Annotated in this window: 17 protein-coding genes; 8 read left to right on the top strand and 9 right to left on the bottom strand. The window is 64.8% G+C overall.

What is annotated here, in order from left to right; all coding sequences use genetic code 11:
• Positions 1 to 33 precede the first annotated feature (33 nt).
• On the top strand, positions 34 to 915 hold the full coding sequence (locus C458_RS01940; protein WP_008572762.1) for a GAF domain-containing protein: 882 nt from the start codon (positions 34 to 36) through the stop codon (positions 913 to 915).
• A gap of 182 nt (positions 916 to 1097) precedes the next feature.
• The gene (locus tag C458_RS01935; RefSeq protein ID WP_008572761.1) at positions 1098 to 1862 is read left to right on the top strand and encodes an IclR family transcriptional regulator; all 765 of its coding nucleotides are present in this window, start codon (positions 1098 to 1100) and stop codon (positions 1860 to 1862) included.
• An 80-nt stretch (positions 1863 to 1942) separates the two neighbouring features.
• Here C458_RS01935 and aceB read toward each other — a convergent pair whose 3' ends face one another.
• Both aceB and C458_RS01925 read right to left on the bottom strand, forming a co-directional pair.
• Positions 1943 to 3253, bottom strand: a complete 1311-nt coding sequence (gene aceB / locus C458_RS01930; RefSeq protein WP_008572759.1) for a malate synthase AceB — start codon at positions 3251 to 3253, stop codon at positions 1943 to 1945.
• An 846-nt stretch (positions 3254 to 4099) separates the two neighbouring features.
• Positions 4100 to 4522: a nucleoside deaminase gene (locus C458_RS01925; RefSeq protein WP_008572756.1), complete on the bottom strand. Its 423-nt coding sequence runs from the start codon at positions 4520 to 4522 to the stop codon at positions 4100 to 4102.
• Between the two features lie 1130 nt (positions 4523 to 5652).
• Between C458_RS01925 and C458_RS01920 the strand changes: the two genes are divergently transcribed.
• Both C458_RS01920 and C458_RS01915 read left to right on the top strand, forming a co-directional pair.
• A complete protein-coding gene (locus C458_RS01920) occupies positions 5653 to 6948 on the top strand; it encodes an ABC transporter substrate-binding protein (RefSeq protein WP_008572754.1) in 1296 nt (431 codons plus the stop codon).
• Between the two features lie 6 nt (positions 6949 to 6954).
• Entirely contained in the window at positions 6955 to 8067 is a 1113-nt protein-coding gene (locus C458_RS01915; protein WP_008572752.1) for an iron ABC transporter permease, read from the top strand.
• 45 nt (positions 8068 to 8112) lie between these two features.
• Here the strand turns inward: C458_RS01915 and C458_RS01910 are convergent, their stop codons facing one another.
• On the bottom strand, positions 8113 to 9675 hold the full coding sequence (locus C458_RS01910; protein WP_008572750.1) for a PAS domain S-box protein: 1563 nt from the start codon (positions 9673 to 9675) through the stop codon (positions 8113 to 8115).
• A gap of 337 nt (positions 9676 to 10012) precedes the next feature.
• On the opposite strand from C458_RS01910, the gene C458_RS01905 reads away from it, so the two are divergent.
• The 3 genes from C458_RS01905 (at position 10013) to C458_RS01895 (ending at position 12237) form a co-directional block, all read left to right on the top strand.
• On the top strand, positions 10013 to 11200 hold the full coding sequence (locus C458_RS01905; protein WP_008572749.1) for an outer membrane lipoprotein carrier protein LolA: 1188 nt from the start codon (positions 10013 to 10015) through the stop codon (positions 11198 to 11200).
• Between the two features lie 352 nt (positions 11201 to 11552).
• On the top strand, positions 11553 to 11924 hold the full coding sequence (locus C458_RS01900) for a helix-turn-helix domain-containing protein (RefSeq protein WP_008572748.1): 372 nt from the start codon (positions 11553 to 11555) through the stop codon (positions 11922 to 11924).
• Position 11925: 1 nt separating this feature from the next.
• On the top strand, positions 11926 to 12237 hold the full coding sequence (locus C458_RS01895; protein WP_008572747.1) for a hypothetical protein: 312 nt from the start codon (positions 11926 to 11928) through the stop codon (positions 12235 to 12237).
• A gap of 110 nt (positions 12238 to 12347) precedes the next feature.
• Here C458_RS01895 and C458_RS01890 read toward each other — a convergent pair whose 3' ends face one another.
• Complete coding sequence (locus C458_RS01890) at positions 12348 to 13775, bottom strand: DUF6498-containing protein (RefSeq protein WP_008572746.1); 1428 nt, start codon at positions 13773 to 13775, stop codon at positions 12348 to 12350.
• A gap of 73 nt (positions 13776 to 13848) precedes the next feature.
• Positions 13849 to 14196: a hypothetical protein gene (locus C458_RS01885; RefSeq protein ID WP_008572744.1), complete on the bottom strand. Its 348-nt coding sequence runs from the start codon at positions 14194 to 14196 to the stop codon at positions 13849 to 13851.
• Between the two features lie 119 nt (positions 14197 to 14315).
• Here C458_RS01885 and C458_RS01880 point away from each other — a divergent pair, with 119 nt between their 5' ends.
• Positions 14316 to 15620 carry a DUF6498-containing protein gene (locus C458_RS01880; protein ID WP_239638804.1) on the top strand — a complete coding sequence of 435 codons (1305 nt, stop codon included), beginning with the start codon at positions 14316 to 14318 and terminating at the stop codon, positions 15618 to 15620.
• Here C458_RS01880 and C458_RS01875 read toward each other — a convergent pair.
• From C458_RS01875 to C458_RS01860, 4 genes are read right to left on the bottom strand one after another with little or no spacing between them, the layout of a single operon-like run.
• The gene (locus C458_RS01875; protein WP_008572740.1) at positions 15542 to 16282 is read right to left on the bottom strand and encodes an ABC transporter ATP-binding protein; all 741 of its coding nucleotides are present in this window, start codon (positions 16280 to 16282) and stop codon (positions 15542 to 15544) included. The genes C458_RS01880 and C458_RS01875 overlap by 79 nt on opposite strands.
• On the bottom strand, positions 16282 to 17163 hold the full coding sequence (locus C458_RS01870; RefSeq protein WP_008572738.1) for an ABC transporter permease: 882 nt from the start codon (positions 17161 to 17163) through the stop codon (positions 16282 to 16284). Before C458_RS01870 ends, C458_RS01875 begins: the two co-directional genes overlap by 1 nt.
• Positions 17160 to 18098, bottom strand: a complete 939-nt coding sequence (locus C458_RS01865) for an ABC transporter permease (RefSeq protein WP_008572735.1) — start codon at positions 18096 to 18098, stop codon at positions 17160 to 17162. Before C458_RS01865 ends, C458_RS01870 begins: the two co-directional genes overlap by 4 nt.
• Before the next feature lie 2 nt (positions 18099 to 18100).
• A complete protein-coding gene (locus C458_RS01860; protein ID WP_008572733.1) occupies positions 18101 to 19204 on the bottom strand; it encodes an extracellular solute-binding protein in 1104 nt (367 codons plus the stop codon).
• Positions 19205 to 19321 lie beyond the last annotated feature (117 nt).

Raw genomic sequence — 19321 nt, 5'->3', positions numbered from 1 at the left:
ATGGTCAGGTCACCGAACTGGAATCAAACTGACGTGGCGCGCGCCATCCCGACGGCGTCCAAGGCGGAGGTCGACCAACTGCTCGCGAGCCTCCAGCGACTGACCGGTATCGGCGTGTGGTCCTACGACGTGTCGCGCGACGAACTGTGGTGGAGCGACGAGGCAAAGCGAATACACGGGTTCGACGCGGCGGCGACGCCGACCGTCTCGGACGTCGTCGAGCAGTACGCCGACGGCGACCAAGACGGCGTGTTGGTTCGCCTCGGCGACGCTATCGAACACGGAGAGCCCTTTGCTATCGACGTGCAGTACGCGAGCGAGCGAACGACCGAGCGGTCGATACGGCTTTCGTGCGACCCGCTGGTAGAGGACGGTCAGACGGTCACGCTCTACGGCATCGTGCGGGACGTGACGGACACGAAGCGTCAGGAACAGCGCATCGAGATTCTTCGCCGGACGAGCCAGGAGTTACGGAACGCGAGTTCGAAGGCGGAGGTGGCGGAGATACTGGCCGACGCGGCGAAGAACGTCCTCGGCCTCGTCAACACGACCGTCCGGTTGGTCGACGAGAACCGGAACATGCTCCAGACAATCGAGGCGACGGAGGAGTGTCTGGAACGCGCCGGCGACCGGCCGAACTACTCGGTCAGCGAGGACACGCCGGCCGCGCGAACGTACCGGACGGGCGAGCCGGTCATCCACGCGAACCACGAGCACACCGAAGACGACCACAGTCGGGGCGCGCTCCAATCGGGGCTGTACGTCCCCATCGGGAGCCACGGCGTGCTCAGCGCCGGCGACGTGGTCGTCGACGCGTTCGAGGAACACGACCTCGAAGCCGCGGGCCTCCTCGGCCAACTCGGCGCGGAGGCAATCACGCGAATCGGCTGGGTGAAACGGTCGCGGGCGATTTGACGGCCGACCGAACAGCCACGACGCACGCGAACCGAACAGCGTTCGACGCATCCCACCGTTCTATTTCGTTTGTTCCCGCGGGAATATGAGAGAAACATGCCCGGATTGACCGGGCTGGCGGGGCAGTTCAGCTGATTTACATTATGGCAACAGTTATGAACCATCATGATAATAATTGGTGTATGATTGAGAACGTGACCGGGCGACGGCTCAAGACGACCCAGGCCTCGCTGGAGATTCTCAGCCTCATTCTGGAACACGGCGGTCTCACACTCGCTGAACTGGACACGATGGTCGACAGTTCGAAAAGCTCCATTTGTAGTCACCTCAACACGCTCTTGGAGAGTCGGTATCTGGTCAAGCGCGACGGCGTCTACCGCGTCAGTTTCAGGGTGGCGCTGTTGGGCGAGCGCGCCCGGCATCGGTATCCGAGTGACGAGGTCGTCGAGCGGGTCGTCGACGAACTGGCCGACGCGACCGGCCAAGAGGCGAACTTCACTATCTTCGAACACGGTCGGCTGCTCATGTGTTACGGCTCGTCGACCGACGAGGGACGGGACGCGAACGGTATCCGCTACCGGTCGGAGTACCACCTGCACAACACGGCCGCGGGGAAAGCCATCCTCTCGGAACTGGACCGCGACGAGGTGGCGTCGATAGTCGACCACTGGGGCCTGCCGCGGGAGTCGGAGGGCACGATTACGAACGCCGACCGGCTGTTCGACGCGTTGGACGAAATCGCGACTCAGGAGTACGCCGTCGTCGACGAGGAGTTCGCGCCGAATCTCATCGCCGTCGGCGCGCCGGTCCACGACGCCGACGGGCGAATCGTCGGCGGCCTCAGCGTCGGCGGACCGAAGTATCAGGTGGACATGACGCGCCTCGAACGCGAATTCGCCGACGAACTGCTGAACGCCGTCGAGTCGCTGGAAGCGGCGCTTTCGTAGGCAAACACCGCCGTCTCAGATACCAAGCGCGAAAATGGAAGGTGCGTGTTGGCTGGCGTTGTCAGGCTGACTGCTGGTCGTTAGTCGTCCGTCCCGACGGCCATCGCGCGCTCGACGATGCCCTCGCCGTACATCTCCTCGAGGGCGTCGTGTTGGTCCGGGCGGTGCTCGTACACGTCTTGGAACAGGGCGACGGGCGTCATCGCGGCCTGATAGGTCGCCTCGTCCCACATCCGGTCTTTGGCGATGTCGACCTCGACGTCGTCGATGACCAGCGTCGTCGCCTGCGTCATCGCAATCGCGCCCTTGCCGGCCTCCTTGGCCGCCTCGAACTCCTCCATGGAGTCGACGATGTCGTCCATGCTCGGGACGTAGGTGGTGAGGTCGAGGAGCTCCTCGTGGAGTTCCTCGCCGTCGAGTTCCTGTTCTTCGCCGTCGACGCGGAGCACGTAGCTGTCGTCGTCGACCCGTTCGAGCGAGAGTTCGTCGCCGTGGTACACCTGACGGCCGTCCTCGTCGTCGAGTTCGATTTCGTCGTCGTCGAGTTCGAGGAGCCAACTGCCGGTCTTCGGCGGTAGCGGCGCCTCGTTGGCGGTGACGACCTGTCCGGGCGTGAGCGCCCAGATACCCGTCATCCCCATGGCGCGGTTCTCGACCATGCGCTCGCGGTAGCCCTCCACGTCGCGGATGTCGTCGTAGGGGCCGTCGACGGCGATACAGTTGGCGGCGCTCGCGCCGCGGGAGGTGTTGTGCCGCAGTTCGGCCCACGCCGGAAGCTCGCCGGTCGGCGTCATCGCGCGCATGTCCTTCGTGTAGTCGACCTGCCCGTCGACGAGGAGGAACAGTCGTTCGAGGTTGTTAGAGGGCTTGCCCTTCTCCGCGCGGAGGTCGCTCATCGCGAGTTCGGCCTCGCCGCTCTCGATGATGACCGACATCGAGAGGCTCCCCTCATCGAGGCCGTGTTCGTTCTCGATGATGGTGATGAATTCGTCTGCCTTCTTCCAGTCGTCGAGGTCCCCGACCTCGGGGATGACGAACCCGTCGATGTGCTCGACCGCACCGTTTTCGGGGTCGGTGATTTCGAGCATCTGCTTGAAGCCCTCGTAGCGGGTCGAGGGGTCGTCGCGGTGCCAGACGACGCGGGGGTGAATCTCGCCGGGGAAGTCGGCTCCGTGTTCGGAGACGACCTCGACGAGGTTCTGGACGCCCTCGTCGCGCATCGACGGTGCCGTGGCATCCTCGTTGTCCGGAATCCATGTGTCGGGGGCCTGCATCCCCCGAAGTTGGGCCGCGCTCTGCAACATCTTCGCCGAGTTCTCGCCGCTGACCGCCGTCGGCGAGGTGAAGAACGTCCGTACGAACTCTCGTTCGTAGTTTCTGTCGCTACTCATATCGACGGTCGAAACGTCTCTTCCGAAACATATTAAATATTTAGACTCGCCCAACTTGGAGTCGCACGGGCGGTTCGACGTGATCTCGTTCCGGAACTCACCCGACGAGTGCGACCGACGATACACCCTCACCGCTCGGTCACCGCACCCCCTTTCCAACACCAACTTACATTATGTAAATGTGTATGATGACATGTGTTCACATTATACAGATATGTGGGGTTGAGTGAAAATTGATTACAGGCATATGCTTGTAATGCTTTGCGGTGGTTCGCCGTGAGGTAGACCATCGTTTGGATTATGTAAATACTCGTTGTCGCTCAGTCCGAGCGCGACGTCTCGATACCGGCCGACGACGGACCGGTCCGCAGCTTGACGTGGCTTCACCGAGTTGTCCGTTCGTATCAACTTTCAATATTACTAAGAGAACAATCAGGTAGTCGGATGCGGGAGGCTCGGCTTGCGAACGACGGCCGTTGTCGAACGCACCTCATCGACCGCCGAACTGAGTAGTACACCCATTACAGAGCATAAACAGCCGTTTGGCGCACGAATGAGAGATTCGGAGACGAGATGGAGCGTTCCGAACACGTCGTTCGATTCAAACGCGCCCTCGTCGGTCGTGAATATACAGCTAGAGAAGATACATCGCCGGTATCGACATTCAGATTCAGCGAATGGGCCCGAACGTTCGTCGATACGGTACCGACTCGTGAATGTAGTTGTGATAGATATTAGATACGGGTATTCGAATGAATCATTGAATCTCTGACTGTTCGAAACGCCGAAGCTCCGGGCGTTCGCGCTCCGGTCGAATCGGCGTTCGTCGCGGTGGTTGGTTGGCTCCTACCAGTCGTACTCGCGGTGAACTCGGCGGGCTTCCTCGTTCAGCACCGGGCCGACTACCTCGGTGACGCCGTCGAGAATCGCCGCCGACCGGACGCCGGGACCCGAACCCGTGAACTCTCCGATTTCGTCGCCGCCGACGCCGAACACGACGCGCGCAAAGCCGGCGGTCGCCATCCCGCCGGCGCACATGGGACAGGGCTCCGTGCTGGTGTACATCACCGTCTCAGCCCGCTCGTCGGCGTCGTACTCTCGGCACGCCCGATAGGCGAGGTGTAACTCGGGGTGCCGACGAACGTCGGACTCCGTTACGATTCGGTTCGAGTCGCGCATGATGACCTCGTCGCCGCGGACGAGTACGGACCCGAACGGTTCGTCGCCGCGAGCGGCGGCCTCCCGTGCGAGTTCGAAACTCTCGCGCATGTGTCTCTCTGTCTCTTATACACATCTCTNGAGATGTGTATAAGAGACAGATTCTAGTTTTGTGGATTCTTTCGATATGCTGAGTTAGTAGGGTTTTCCGGAAAATCGAACGTCACGGGATTCCTCGACGATGTGCAGTTCCGGGGGCATGCGAGCAACTCTGATAATTTAACTAATTCACAGTATCTGCATGTGGAACAGTATCTCGACTGTGGGCCAGAGAGGCAACCGGCGATAGCGAAATAATCTGAATAACGAGAAGTATGAAGATAAGCCGAAGTAGTCAGATTATGCATCTCTTCTCATCTGGGTGGATACCGCGACTGCGACGAACAAGCCACAGAATTGCAGTTAATTGAACTTCTCACCGAATCTAGATAATTTAGATTATCTATAATATCCTTGTTACGCACGTTTAGACAGCTGACTCCGTCCCGCCCGAATCCGCGGCCACGGTGATACACTCCGAGACTGTGAGTAGTGTAGATGATGTAAAGTATGTAGATTAGGTGGAGTATGTAAATAATGTAACGTTGGCGGATAATGGACTGCTGTCGAATTATGTATCGACTCGATAGGGGCACCGTATCGACAGTACCGACACTACCGAAGTACTCCAGACAATCCACATAATTCACAAATCGAGGTAGTTCGAGAAATCTAAATTATTCGGATTACTTAGATAGGGTAGATGTGGTCGGTCGAATACGCTCAGTGGGGAGGGTTGAGACTGGCACCGTGTCGCGCTGGACTGGACGGCGGCGCGGTGACGACAAACGCGAGAAAGGAGTCAGCCCAACTTCGACAGCAGTTTGCGACCGGTCCACCGGCCGACTCCCGGGAGGGGACGAGCCATTCGACGCGGCAGCACGACGTAACACGACGAACGAACGCCCGTCACCGCGGACGCGAACGTCGAAACCCGACGCGAGAGTTGCTAGTAACTCCATCTGATAATTTGGGTATTCGCTAGCTGGATAACCCGGATTGGAGATGGCTGATATCACAGTTATAATCATTACATCTTCGGTCGAAATATGCGTGTGACCCGACATCGTCGTGCGATATTCAGATATTAGGTCTGCCTAAAATTCGAAACGGTTATCTGTCTTTAGGCAGGCCTAAATAATATGGTTCGAAGACGACAGATACTCGCAGGAAGTGCAGGACTCTTCGCATCGGCTCTCGCTGGCTGTACCGCGGGCGGGAGCGCGGATTCCGAGTCGACGGCCGCCGCGGAATCCGAAACCGAGGCCGCCACCGAGTCGACGACGACCGAACAGACGACCGAGAACGCCGGACAGTACACCGTCGAGATAGAACCGAACGACCCGTACACGTTCGAAGCAGTGCCGGAGACGTACGGCGTCGCCTCCGGGCCCTTCCTCGATATGGGGATGGCGCTCGGTATCCACCCGAGTGCGACCACCGGCCTCGAACGCGCCCCGCTCAAGTTCTACGACCTCCTCGGGCTCGAATTCGACGAGAGTCGACTCACCAAGCTCGCGAGCGGCGCGGAATCCGGCTTCGACAAGGAGAACTTCTACGCCGCCGACGCCGACGTGTGGCTCATCGCCCGCGCCACGCTCGGCCGCTACGTCAGTTGGGACGCGTCGGACTACGAGGAAGTCGAATCCCAGACCGGACCCTTCCTCGGCACGACTCTCCGGTTCGCCCCGACGGCCGCCGTCAGCAACGAGCCGAATCCGTACACGCTCTACGAGGCGTTCGAGAAGGTCGCNGGACCCTTCCTCGGCACGACTCTCCGGTTCGCCCCGACGGCCGCCGTCAGCAACGAGCCGAATCCGTACACGCTCTACGAGGCGTTCGAGAAGGTCGCAACGGTGTTCCAGCGCCAACAGCAGTTCCAGGCGTGGCAGTCGTTCCACGACGACCTCATGAGCACTATCGAAGCCGGTCTCCCGCCGGAGGACGAACGCCCCACCGTCGCCGCTATCTGGCGCGGCGTCAGCCCCGACTCCGGCCAGTTCCGCGTCGCGCCCCTCCACCGCCTCGGCAACAACACCAAGTCGTACTTCCGGGTCGGCATGAAAGACGCCTTCGAGGGACGCTACCCCGAGGGACCCATCGGCTACGAGGAACTCATCAACGTCGACCCCGACTACATCGGCGCGGTGGGCGCGCTCACCTCCTCGACCCACGAGGAGTTCGTCGACACCGTCGTCGAGCCGTTCGAGAACAACGAGAGCGGACAGCGGCTCACGGCCGTTCAGGAGGGCAACCTCATCCGGAGCGCCGGGCAGTACATGGGCCCAATCGTCGATATGTTCTCGACGGAAGCCGTCGCCAAGATGGTGTATCCCGACCAGTTCGGTGAGTGGCCGGGTGCGGTCGGAGACGTGCCCGAAGACGAACAGCTGTTCGACCGCGAGCGCCTCGTCGACATCGTCAACGGGAACTTCTGACGCCCGATGAGCAAGGTCACAGACGCGGTCGGTGCGGTTCGCGCGGAGTGGCGCGACCGGTACGCCGACTCGATGCTCGCCCTCGTCATCGTCGGCAGCCTCGCGGTCCTCCTCGGGGCGACGCTCTTACAGGTGAGCTTCGGCGCGTACCCCCTCACCCTCTCCGAAGCGTGGGGTGCTGTCTTCGACCCGGCGGTCGTGTTCGACGCCGACGTGTGGCGGGCGTTCCTGCTCGGCGGCGATGTCCCCGAATGGTTCACCCAGCGCCAGTTCGTCGTCTGGAACATTCGCCTGCCGCGGGTTCTCGTCGGCGTCCTCGTCGGTGCCAACCTCGCGGTCTCGGGCGCAATCTTCCAGGTCGTCACCCGAAACGAACTGGCGAGTCCGTACGTCCTCGGCATCAGCGACGGCGCGGGGCTCGTCGTGCTCGTCACCCTGACGTTCCTGTCGGGACTGCTCCCGCTCATGCCGGTGCTCGCCGCCGTCGGAGGCGCAATCGCGTTCCTCCTCGTCTACCTCATCGCGTGGAAAAACGGCACCTCGCCGGTCAGACTCGTCCTTGCGGGCGTCGTCGTCGGGACGGTCTTCGGCTCCGTCCAGCGCGCGATGTTCTTTTTCATCAACGACCTCGGCGTCGTGATGTCCGCGCAGGCGTGGCTGTCCGGGTCGCTGCTCGGAACCGACTGGGCGCAGGTGCGTATCGCGCTCCCGTTCACCATCGTCGCGCTCGGACTCGCGCTCGCGGTCACCAAGGAACTCGACGTGCTCCTCCTCGGCGAGGAGACCGCGCAGTCCCTCGGGATGCCCGTCGAGAAGGTCCGCTTCGCCGTCGCCGGTATCGCCATCCTCTCGACGGCGGCGGCGATAGCCGTCGCGGGACTGGTCGGCTTCGTCGGCCTCATCGTCCCGCACATGGTTCGGAATCTCGTCGGCAGCGACTCGAAGCGGCTCCTTATCGGCTGCGCGTTCCTCGGGCCGGCGCTCCTCGTCGGTGCCGACGTGGGCGCGCGACTCGCGCTGAGTCCGATTCAGCTCCCGGTCGGCATCATCACCGGCCTCGTCGGGGGGCCGTACTTCCTCTACCTCATGCGGAAAAAAGAGGACATCGGGTCGGTCTGAGGCCGTCGGCCCGCGTTCTCGGGCGGCGAGGCCGATACAGCCGCGTCAGTGCTCCGGCGTGGGGAGCCTGACTTCGACCGTCGACCCACCGCCGGCGCGGTCGACGATAGAGACCTCGCCGTCGAACTGCGTGACGAACCAGGAGACGGTCCACAGTCCCATCCCGCTTCCGTGCGACAGCGGCGTTTCCTCCCCGCGTTCCAAGATTTCACGTTCCGTCTGCGGGATTCCCGGTCCGTTGTCTTCGACCGTGATTTCGACTCGCTCGCCCGAGATGCGGCGCGACGCGACGGTGACCACGGGGTCATCCTCGTCGTTGTGGACGATGGCGTTCTGCACGAGTTCGTCGAGCGCGAGGGAGAGCGAGTGCGCGCTCGCGAGCACGGTCTGCTCGCCCGGCCGGAGTCGAATCGTCGCATCGGGATATCGCCGCTCGTACGTCCGTTTGATATCCGACAACATGTCGTCGACGCGAACCGGCTGCTTGTCGGTGCGTTCCTGCACGACGTTCTCGAACCGGCGGGCCTTCTGGCCGGTCGACATGAGGTCGTCGGCGTTCTCGATGATTCGGTCCGCCTTCGAGACCATCGCCTCGACCGAGAACTGACTCGCCGCGGTGACTATCTCGTCGAGCGCTCGAAGTTCGGCATCGATACCGCTGGTCGTCTCACTGAGGTTCGTCACCGTCTCGGCCAGCCGGTCGTAGTCGCCCTTCTCCGTCGGGAGGTCGACCGCCTCGAGGTCCCGGCGCAACTCTCGTGCGTACCCGCTGACGATGTTGAGATTGTTCCGAAGGTTGTGCCGAAGCACCCGATTCAGCACCATGAGTCGCTCTTCGCGCTCTTTTCGGTTCGAGATGTCGCGCACCGCGCCGCGGACGCTCATGCCGTCATCCGCTGCCTCGCCCCGGATTTGAACCCACCGCGTTCGCCCCGAAGCCGTGATCACCCGCATCTCGATGTCGAACGACTCGCCGTCGGCCCGCGCGCTCGCGATGGCCTCATTGATAATCGTCCGGTCGTCCTCGTGAAAGAACTCTCCGAGCTCTTCGAGGGTCAGTTCCGTGTCGGGCGGGAGGTCCACCAGTCGTTTCGTCCCGTCGGTCAACTGGAGGTCGTTGGTCCCGTAATCGACCTCCCAGCCGCCGATATCAGCCAGTTGTTCGGTGCGTTCGAGCCGGTCTCGATTCCGTTCCAGCTCTTGTCGGTACTCGTAGGTCTCGGTGATGTCCCGAACGATTTTCGTGAACCCGCGGAGCTCCCCGCGGTCGTTGGTCAACGCGCGAACCGTGACGTGCGCGAGAATCCGCGACCCGTCTTTCCGGACGCGCCACCCCTTCTCCTCGTAGCTCCCCTCCGCCTCGGCGACTGCGAGCACCGTCTCGGGCGACGTACCGTCGCCGCTGTCGGGGTAAAACACCGACAGATGGCGGCCGAGAATCTCGTCGCGCTCGTAGCCTTTGATTCGTCTCGCGCCCTCGTTCCACGTTGCGACGTATCCGTCCGCATCGAGGAGAAATATCGCGTATTCAGTCACCTCCTGAAAGAACTCTCGTAGGATGAGATCGGATTCGATGTGTTCGAACAGCTCTCTCCGCTCGCTTGACATTATTGGTTGAGTACCATCCGCACGCGCATAAACTCCCCGGAGGTTCGAGGCGTGTACGGGCGGAAGCGTCGTCTTGGCGACGAACGCTAGATAGCCCGAAGTCGCGAGCGTCGCGAGTCCGGCCACGAGCGCCACCACCAGCGCCGAAACCAGTCGCAACACGAGGAACTCCCGGGCTCGGTCGCCGGCACGGTCGGTATCGGTGGCGGCGTACCCGACCCGTCTCGCGCCTTGCGCGTGTAGCTATCGGTCCGGTGGGCGCTCGGCCCGGCGTCCAGAAGTATTTAGCCGTCGGCACTCCGACACGCAGTCGAACTTCCGCCAGAGTGCTTCCAGTATGACCCGCCCTCCACTCCGACTCAACCGACGCACGCTCGCCGCGTTCGTGCTCGTCGCCGTCGCGCTCTCCGCGGTCCTCTGGACGACGGGGGGCGCGATAGGCGACGCGAGCCCCGCAGTCGACGCGAACGTGACCGAGCGCTACCGCGGCATCGACGCGCTCACCGGAACACAGACCGTCGAGGTCCGAGCCGACGACACGGTTACGTCTCGAACCGTCGCCGACGTGACGCTCGTCCCGGAGACGGAACGGAAGCGCGTGAACTTCCGGAACGCCGCGAATCGACGGTACGACCGGCAGGTCTCGAACGGATCGACGCTCTGGCTTCACGAGACAGACAGGGATGCGGTGACCGTCATCGAACTGACGGGGCCGCCGACCGAGTCGCGGACGGCCGAACGGCTCCAACTGCTCGTCGCGGCCGCGGGGCTGACCGACGACGCCGGTCGTCCGCAGTCCATCGGCGTGTCACCGCTTCCCGTCGTACCGCGGCACGCCGGTGTCGCCCCCGGAGCCGACGCGAACCGTAGCTACGCAGTCGAGTTCGTCGAGACCGATACCGTCGGCGGGCGCGAGGCGTACGTCCTCGACATCGTCCCCGAGACGAACCGGAGCGAGGCGGGCTACCGCCAGCGGTTGTGGCTCGACACCGAGCGGTTCTACCCGCTTCGCAAGCAGACGGCGTGGACGGCCGACGGGACTCGGCGGTCGGTGACGACGACGTACACGAACGTGACGTTCGACGCGGCGGTGTCGGCCGACACGTTCCGCCCGGACATCGACGCCGGCACGACCGTGGAGCGTCAGGAGACGCCGAACACGTCGTGGTTCCGGAGCAGGGCCGACTTGGTGGCGCGGAGTTCGATTTCGGTTCCCGAGCCGACGGTTCCGTCCGCGTACGAACTGGTCTACGCCACGCGAACCACCGGTCGCATCAACGGGGTCGGACTCCGCTACGCCGCCAGCGGCGGCCGCGAACTCACGGTCGCGAAGTTCGACTACACCCTCGACATCGACGCCGACGAGCGCGACACGACGGTCGGCGGCCGGCCGGCGACTATCGACTACGGACCGACCACTTCGGTGTCGTGGAACTGCGACGGCTACGGCTACACCGTCCGCGGGACCGGTGTCGAGACGGAGCGTCTCGTCGAAATCGGGGTCTCTGTGGGCTGTCGCGCCTGAACATGGGCGAGTTTCTGGGTCAGAAACTGGCCCCCGTTTTATATGGGCTAACGGCGCGTCGGTCGAACTGCGATGGGCCCCGCCGAACTGACGCCGGACTGCCCTCCCGAGCAGTACCGGACTGTGCCCTCTGACAGCACCCCGGCACCCATCGCGGTCATCGCTGACGCAGCAGCCCCTCCACAGCATCGCCGTACTACCCCGCAGTATCGACGCACCAACCCGTACCATCGTGCTCTCTCGACAGCCCCGCCGTGCTCCAGCCCCGATTCGGACTCCAACTCGGTCGCCGCGACCAACAGGGGTGGAAACCCGTGGGCCTATTAATCCGACGAGCAGTCATTCGACCACCGTGAGTGAGGATCCGGCGCTGGGCGATATTCTCGACCTCCTCAGCGACGAGTACGCCCGAGACATCCTCGCAGCGACGAGTACCAAACCAATGTCCGCACAAGAGCTTGCCGACGAGTGTGAGATGTCCAAACCGACGGTCTACCGCCGGGTGGAACGATTACAAGCGTACGGACTCCTCGACGAGCAGACCGAGATTCGAACCAGTAACAACCATTACAGCGTCTACACCGCCACGCTCTCCGAGTTCTCCGTGGCGCTAGACGACGGGTCGTTCGAGTCGTCCCTGACGCGCACCGACGACGAGTCGTTCCCCGGCGAGGGGGAACCCGACACCGCCGACCGCTTCAAACGGATGTGGGAGGACCTCTGAGATGGCGACGCTGTCGGCCGTCCTCGACTGGCTTATCGTCTCGCTCGCCCTCGGGTCGACGCTCGTCGGGAGCTACGTCGGCTACCAGGCCTATCGCGGCTACCGACGCCACGACAGCCGGACGATGCGGGCGCTGTCCGCGGGCCTGTTCTTCCTCACGGCCGTCGCGTTCGGCGTCGCCTTCGTCGGCTCGGTGCTCCTGCGTCAGGGCTACATCGGCCTCCAGTACCAACAGCCGCTCACGCTCGTCACGCGGCTGTTCCAGTTCTGTGGCGTGGTGCTCATCGCCTACTCGTTACATTCGCGAGGGTAGTCCGTCCGCGGGCCGTCGCGGGCGACCGTCGTCGTGACGCTACTCGTTCACTCACGCGCTTTCTGCTGCTCATCTTTTCGCTCGTCACAAACCGCCCTGGTCGTCTCGCCTCACGAGTGCGCGAGCGTCCAGAACCCCCTGGGAACGGCGGCGAAAACCGGGAACAGGAACAACGCGAGGAGCCAACTCGTGGACGGACCGAGCGGGGTGGTCACCACGGTGACGACGCCGACCGCGGTGAGAACGACCGAAGCGACGGCGGCCCCGACGAAGCGCCGGTCGAGCGGCGCGAGGGTCACCGATTCGACCGGCAGATCGAACGCCTCGACGACTCTCTCGGCGTCCGCGACCGGCCCGAACGAGCGTTCCGTCTCGTCGTCGCCCCAGCCGACCGTCGCCGCGATGGTTCGCGTTCCGAGATAGCGGTCGGTGGGACGGGTCGCCACGACCTCGGCGTCGCGGAGGTCACCGACCGCCGTCGCCCACTGCGGTCCGCCGGTCAAGCGGTCGTGAGCGACGAGTCGGCCGCCGAACCGGCGGTAGGTCAGCCACCCGCTCGCGAGCGTGTCCTCGACCACGTCGCCGGCGAGCATGAACGCGAGGAGGGCGAGTCCGAAAAGGCCGAATCCGACCCAGACCGCGAGCGAGGCTTCCTCGGCGACGAAGGCGGTCCCGCCAATCCAGACCATCGCGGCCATGGTGACGTAGAACGGGCCCGTCGTCGTGACTGCGCGCCAGACCGCGGCCGTGACGACCGCACGGCGGTCCACGTTGATTTCGACCGCGGGTCGGCCGTCGGGAACGTCGAGCGAGTCGCGGGTCGCCTCGCTGTCGGGGCCGGCGAGCCAGCCAGTCAGCCGACCGCCGCCGCCCCGGTCCGCGCGGAAGCCGGACCACTCGAAGAGGAGTTTCGCGAGCACGAACGCCGCGAGGGCGACCGCCGCGCCGCCGAGGACGACGACGAACAGGAAGCACGCGAGGAACATCGCTTGCCGGGCGGGGATTTCGACGAGGGCGTACGGCGAGCGCTCCGCGTATCGGTCGCCGCGGAGGAACGCGGCCGCCGTCTCACCGACCTGCCCGACGACGAGTGCGGCGACGCTGACGACCGCCTCCGGGCGGGCGAGCACGTCGAACACCGAGACGACCTCCGAGAGCGGCGCGAGGAGGAAGACGCCGACCCACGCGCCGCCGCCGACGACGGCCGTCGCGAAGGGGACGTTGCGGGGATACACCGGCGGGAGTCGGCCGTGAATAGTGACGCTCCCGCGCTTATCCACGAGGTCGCTTTCGGACCGGCTGAGCACGCCGCCCTCGCGGGACGAGCTCGGCGGTCGGCCGGCGAACAGCGCTTTCACACCCGAAAGCGGGAACAACAACAGCAGTTCGAGCGCGTAGACCGCGAGGAGGGTTTCGGGGTCCCAGCCGAACCACAGCACGCCGACGAGGGGGAGAAGGTTCGCGGAGAGCACCGGGAGAAACCCGATGCCGGCGGGGAGAGACGAAAGCGAGGCGTCACCGTACCGTGGAGGGGCCATCGGATGCGTCGTTTTACGCATCCGGTCATATAGCTGATGAAACTCACTGTCGAACCGCCTCAGCGGCGCGCGACTACTCGGGGAGCGATTCGTAGTCCGCGACCGTGAGCGCCTGGCCGAAGAGCATCAGCCCGATTCCGACGAGGCCGGCGGGGACCGAGACGGCGAGCAGCAGCGAGAAACTCAACGCGCCGATGCCGCCCCCGAGCGCCCCCCGATTCCGGTCGCTCCAGCGTTGGTCTCCGAACCGAACGAGTCGCTTCCACCCGTCGCGGTGGCGGAGGACGAGCGCGGTCGTCGCCGCGTACAGCGGAGCGATTGCCACGGGGAGCAACCCCGGCGTCTCGGCGGCCGAGACGGCCACTCCGGCGACACCGACGCCGACGACGAGCGAGGCGATGTATCGAATGGAGGGACGCATGCGTTCTAGCTGATTAGTTGACAGTATACTACTTGGCTTCGGTCGCGGAGGCGCGGCTCAGTCACCCGACGCGAGTCAGACCACCAAACTGTTCCGAGCGAAATATCTCCCTATCAACAATGCTCACTCCCAGCGAGAGGCGGCGAGCGAAAGTGGCGGTGTTGCTGGCGGTCAACGCCGTGCCGCTCGTCGGCGTGCTCGCGCTCGACTGGTCGCTCGTGGCGCTGTTGGCGGTCTACTGGGTCGAACTCGGCGCGTGTCTCGTCGGTGCCGCGGTGAAGGCGCTGTTCGCGGAGGGCAAGCCGACCTACGAGGCGAACGGCTTCTCGTGGCTCGTGTTCGGTGCCCTGGCCGAAAAGCGCGGGCGCATCAGCCTTCCCGCCCTGCCGCTGTCGATTCAGGTCGCGAACCTCCCGGCCATCCTGATGGCGCTCGCCGTCGGCAGCGTGGGTTGGGCTCTCTTCGGTGCAATCGGGGTCGGCGGCGTCGGGGAGACCACGGGCGCGACGATGACCGACGCCGAATCGCTCTCTGTCGGCTTGGGCGTGCTCGCCGTCATCTTCGGCCGCGCAATCGACGTGGGCCGGTACCTGCTCGGCGGAACCCACGCGTCGGTGCCGCCGCAGCAGCCGCTTCGGTCGGCGCTCACGTCGATGGCGGGAACCGGCTCGGCGCTCCTCGTCGGCGGGGGGTTCGTCATCGCGGGTGCCCCGCCGCCGTTCGTCCTTGCGTTCGTCCTCGCGGTGAAACTGCTCGCCGACGTCGTCGACGTCTACCGCGACCGACTGGAGGCGTTCGACGAGCGCACGTCGGTCGAACTCGGATTCGCTCCCGACACCCCCGAGTGGGAGCGAATCGAGAGTTCGCGGGACGGGTCCGAAATCGTCCGTCCGAGGCCGTCAGCGGTCGTCGTTGGCGGGGTCGTCCGCGGGCTACGGTCTCCGCTCTCGGTCCCGCTGGTGGCCTCGCTGACGCTGGTCGGCCTGCTCAGCACCGCGACGACCCCCGGCGTCGCGGTCGAACTGCTCGGGGGAGCGGTGGTCGTCGCCGGAGCGTTCACCGCGCTGGGCGTCTTCGACTGGTCGTTCCGGTATCTGGCGATGGAGTACCGCGTCGACGACGCGGACGACGCGGACGCCGACCCCGGGCGAGTCGTCGGCTACGACCGCCTGTTCGGGCCGCAGTGGCGACTCGCCTCCGAGTCGCGCGCCGAACTGGAGCGCGTCCGAAGCGCCACCGACCGCCTGTTCGGAACCGAGACGCTCCGCCTCGACCGCGATGACCGCGTGTACCGACTGCCGCATCTCTCCTCGGACGCCGTCGCACTCGCGTCGCTACGGTCGAATCACCAGCTGACGAACGGGAGGTCGGGCGCGTCGAGCGCGACGAACTCCGAGACGAACTCGGTCGCCGGCGATTCGTAGATCTCTCGGGGCGTTCCGACCTGTTCGACGCGACCCTCGTTCAGCACCGCGACGCGGTCGCACATCACCATCGCCTCCGCTTGGTCGTGGGTGACGTAGAGGCCGGTGACGTCCAACTCGGCGAGGAGCGCGCCGATTTCGGTCCGCAGGCGCGCCTTCAGTTGGGCGTCGAGTCCCGTCATCGGCTCGTCCAACAGGAGGACGTTCGGCTCGATGGCGAGCGCGCGCGCCAGCCCGACGCGCTGTTGTTGGCCGCCGGAGAGCGTCGTCGGGTCGCGGTCGCCCATCTCGTCGATGTCGAGCATGTCGAGCAGTTCTGCGGCTCGGTTCCGTCGCTCGCGCTTCCCGACGCCCCGCATCTTCAGCCCGAACGCGACGTTCTCGGTGACCGTCATGTTGTCGAACAGGGCGTACTCCTGGAACACCAACCCGACGTTGCGGTTCTCCGGGGGAGCGTTCGTCACGTCCTCGCCGTCGAACTTGACCGTCCCGTCGGTCGGCGTCTCGAAGCCGGCGACGGTTCGCAGGGTCGTCGTCTTCCCGCACCCCGAGGGGCCGAGGACGCCCAGAATCTCGCCGTCCGAGACGGTGAGCGAAACGCCGTCCAGCGCCGTCGTGTCGTCGTAGTCCTTCCGGACCGCGTCTAGTGTCACGTCTGCCATTAGCGACCTCTGATGTCGAAGCCGCGGCGACCGACCCGCTGCAAGAGGAGGGTGACCGCGACGATGATGAAAAAGAACATCGACACGGCGGCCGCCGCCTTGGTGAACGAGCTGTTCGAGATGTGTCGCTGCAAGAACAGCGCCAGCGGCTGGGTGCCGTTCGCCCAGACGATGTACGAGAAGTTGAACTCCGCGGCCGCGAGCGCCCAACAGATGATGGCTCCCGAGACGATGCCCGAGCGGGCGTTCGGCACGATGACCGTCAGGAACGTCCGCGGCCACGACGCGCCCAGCGAGCGAGCCGATTCCTCCAGTTGCCGCAGCGGCATCGACTCGAACTCGCTTTGCACCGCCATCACCATGAACGGCGCTTTCAACAGGGAGTAGCCGACGATGAGCCCGAAGCTCGTCGCCGAGAGGTCCGGATACGCCCGGAGGAACGCGACGCCCAAGATAACGCCCGGCACGAGTGGGAGCACCGAGACGGCGTTGACCCACTCTTTGCCCGGGAACTCGTAGCGGGAGACCGCGTACGCGATGGGAACGCCGACGACGAGGTTGATGAGGACGCCGCCGAGCGCCAGTCCGATGCTGAACGCCAACTCCGCCGGGACCAACACCGTCAGCGTCTCGCCGCCGAGCGGGAGGCTGAACAGGGGGCTCCATCCCATGCTGCGCTGTGAGCCAATCGTGTCCGCGAGCCCCAGCACCGCCCGCCAGTTCTCGAAGGTGACGAACCCGGAGGGGAGGACGCCGGTCCAACTCGCGGCGAACGAGGCGACGACGGTGAGGACGATGGGCGCGATGAGGAACGCGACCGTCGCGAACAGGGTCAGCGCCACGACAGACCGCCCGAACCGGCGCGAGAGGGCCGGCGTCATATGCCGACCTCCGCGCTGGTGTACCGAAGCCCGAGGACGGTGAACAGGAACGTGAACGCGAAGTAGACGGTCGCCATCGCGCCGGCGACCTGCACGTCGTAGCCGACGCCGAGTTCCCGCGAGAGCTGGAGCGTCCAGACGACGAGCGTCTGGATGACGACGAGCGTCCCGAAAATCGCCAGCCCCGTCCGGAACGTGAGAATCAGCGCGCCGGTGATACCCGGTCGAATCTGCGGGAGGGTGACGTGCCGGAACGTCTCGAACGGCGTCGCGCCGAGCACCTGGGCGGCCTCCTCGGCGGCCGAGTCGACCTCGGCGTACGTCCCGCGGAGGATGAGCGTCGCGCGCGGCACCATCGAGTACACGAAGGCGACGAACAGCCCCGGAACGCTCACCGCAAACGCGAGGTCGGTGGGTCGAGACCCCGTCAGGGCGGCCGCGACCGCGGTGACGACGCCGTTGTTCCCGAACAGCACCAGAATCATGAACGCGGCGACGATGCCGGGGAGGCTGATGGGAAACGAGACGAGCGTGACGAGCAGGTCCTCGCCGGGCAGGTCGTACTTTTCGAGGGCGTGCGCGATGGGGACGGCGAGCCCGACCGAGACGAGCGTCGTTCCCGTGGTCAGCCACAGAGAGTCGAACGCCACCCGGCGGTAGTAGGGATCCCCGAACAGCGTCGCGTAGGCGTCGAGCGAGAACCCGACCGACCGGTACTGGGCGGTCGAGACGCTGATGCGAACGACTTCGGAGAGGGGATACAGCCCCGCGACGAGCACCAACGCGGCAAACGGCGCGCACAGCGCGACGATGCGGCGGTACTCGCGCTCCCGTTCGGTGACGGGGTTCGCGACGGTCTCGACCGCGCCGACCACCCGCGACGTGAGCGCCCGAACTGTCGAGAGCGAGCTGTTCTCGGCGTGTCGGTCGGACATCCTCAGATGTTCGCGCCGCGCGTTATCTCTCGGATGATGTCCTCCTGCCGGTCGACCAACTGACCGTAGTCGACTTGGAACTCCGTCCGGTCGTACTCGGCCGGGTCGATGAACTCCTCGGGAAGCTCCAGCTCCGAGGAGCGAATCGGCCTGACGTAGGCGTCGAGGAACTGCTGTTGGCCCTCCAGCGAGAGGACGTAGTCCATGAATAGCTTCCCCGCCGCCGGATTCGGCGCGGCCTCCAAGAGCGCGTAGCCGTACGGCATGTTGAGCGCGCCTTTGTTCCCGTTTTCGCCGCCCAAGAGCGCGACGCCGACGTTCTCTTCTGCGACCTCGTCGTTGTTGTACTTGAGGTCGAGCCCGGAGTAGTCGTACCGGATGAACGTGGCGTACTCGCCGCGGGAGAACTGCGCGAGGAAGTTGTCGGTGAACTCAGCGCCGCCCTCCTGAATCCGCTCGTAGTAGTCGATGACGGGCTGGAGGTCGTCCATGCTACCGCCGCGGGCGTTGTTAATCGACAGCGCCGCCGCGAGTCCGACCGCCGCCTGCGGGGTCTGGAGCGCGAGGTCCTGCGTGAGTTCGGGCTGGAGCAGGTCCTCCCACGTGGTCGGCTCGTCGAGGCCGCGCTCCTCGTAGATGTCCTTCCGGTAGGTCACGGCCGTCGTCACTCGACGGGTCGCCGTGACGTGGCCGTCGTCGGTCTTGAGCGAGTCAGGTACCTTGTCCCACCCCTGCGGCTTGTACGCCTGCGTGAAGCCCTCGTTCCGGGCGACGATGCCGTAGGTGTAGCCGCCGTTGTACCCGGAGTGGGTCATGTTGTTCGAGTGCGAGCGCATGTGCTGGAGCGCCTCGCCCGACGAGCGGTCGTCGTCGTGGACGGCCACGCCGTAGGAATCTTCGAACGACTGCATCAGCGACGGCCAGTTCATCCACCCGGACTGGACGCAGTAGAAGTACAGCATATCGGGGAACGCGGCGGCCTCGATGTTCGTCTGGAAGTCCTGATAGCCGACCTCGTACGTCTCCGCGTCGTCGCCACCGGAACCCGTTGCGTCGGCGTCACTCTCGGAACTGCTCGTCGTCAGACAGCCGGCGAGACCCGCCACCGCCGCGGCAGAACCCCCGATGAAACTCCGCCTTGTTGATACCATCACTCGGGCAACACGACCGGCCGCTAAAGGGAATTGCTATGAGCCTAACGTAGCCGTTTTCGACGGTTGGAA

Source organism: Haloferax sp. ATCC BAA-644 (assembly GCF_000336975.1).
Taxonomy (GTDB): domain Archaea; phylum Halobacteriota; class Halobacteria; order Halobacteriales; family Haloferacaceae; genus Haloferax; species Haloferax volcanii.
This window is presented reverse-complemented; position numbering and strand designations above follow the sequence as displayed.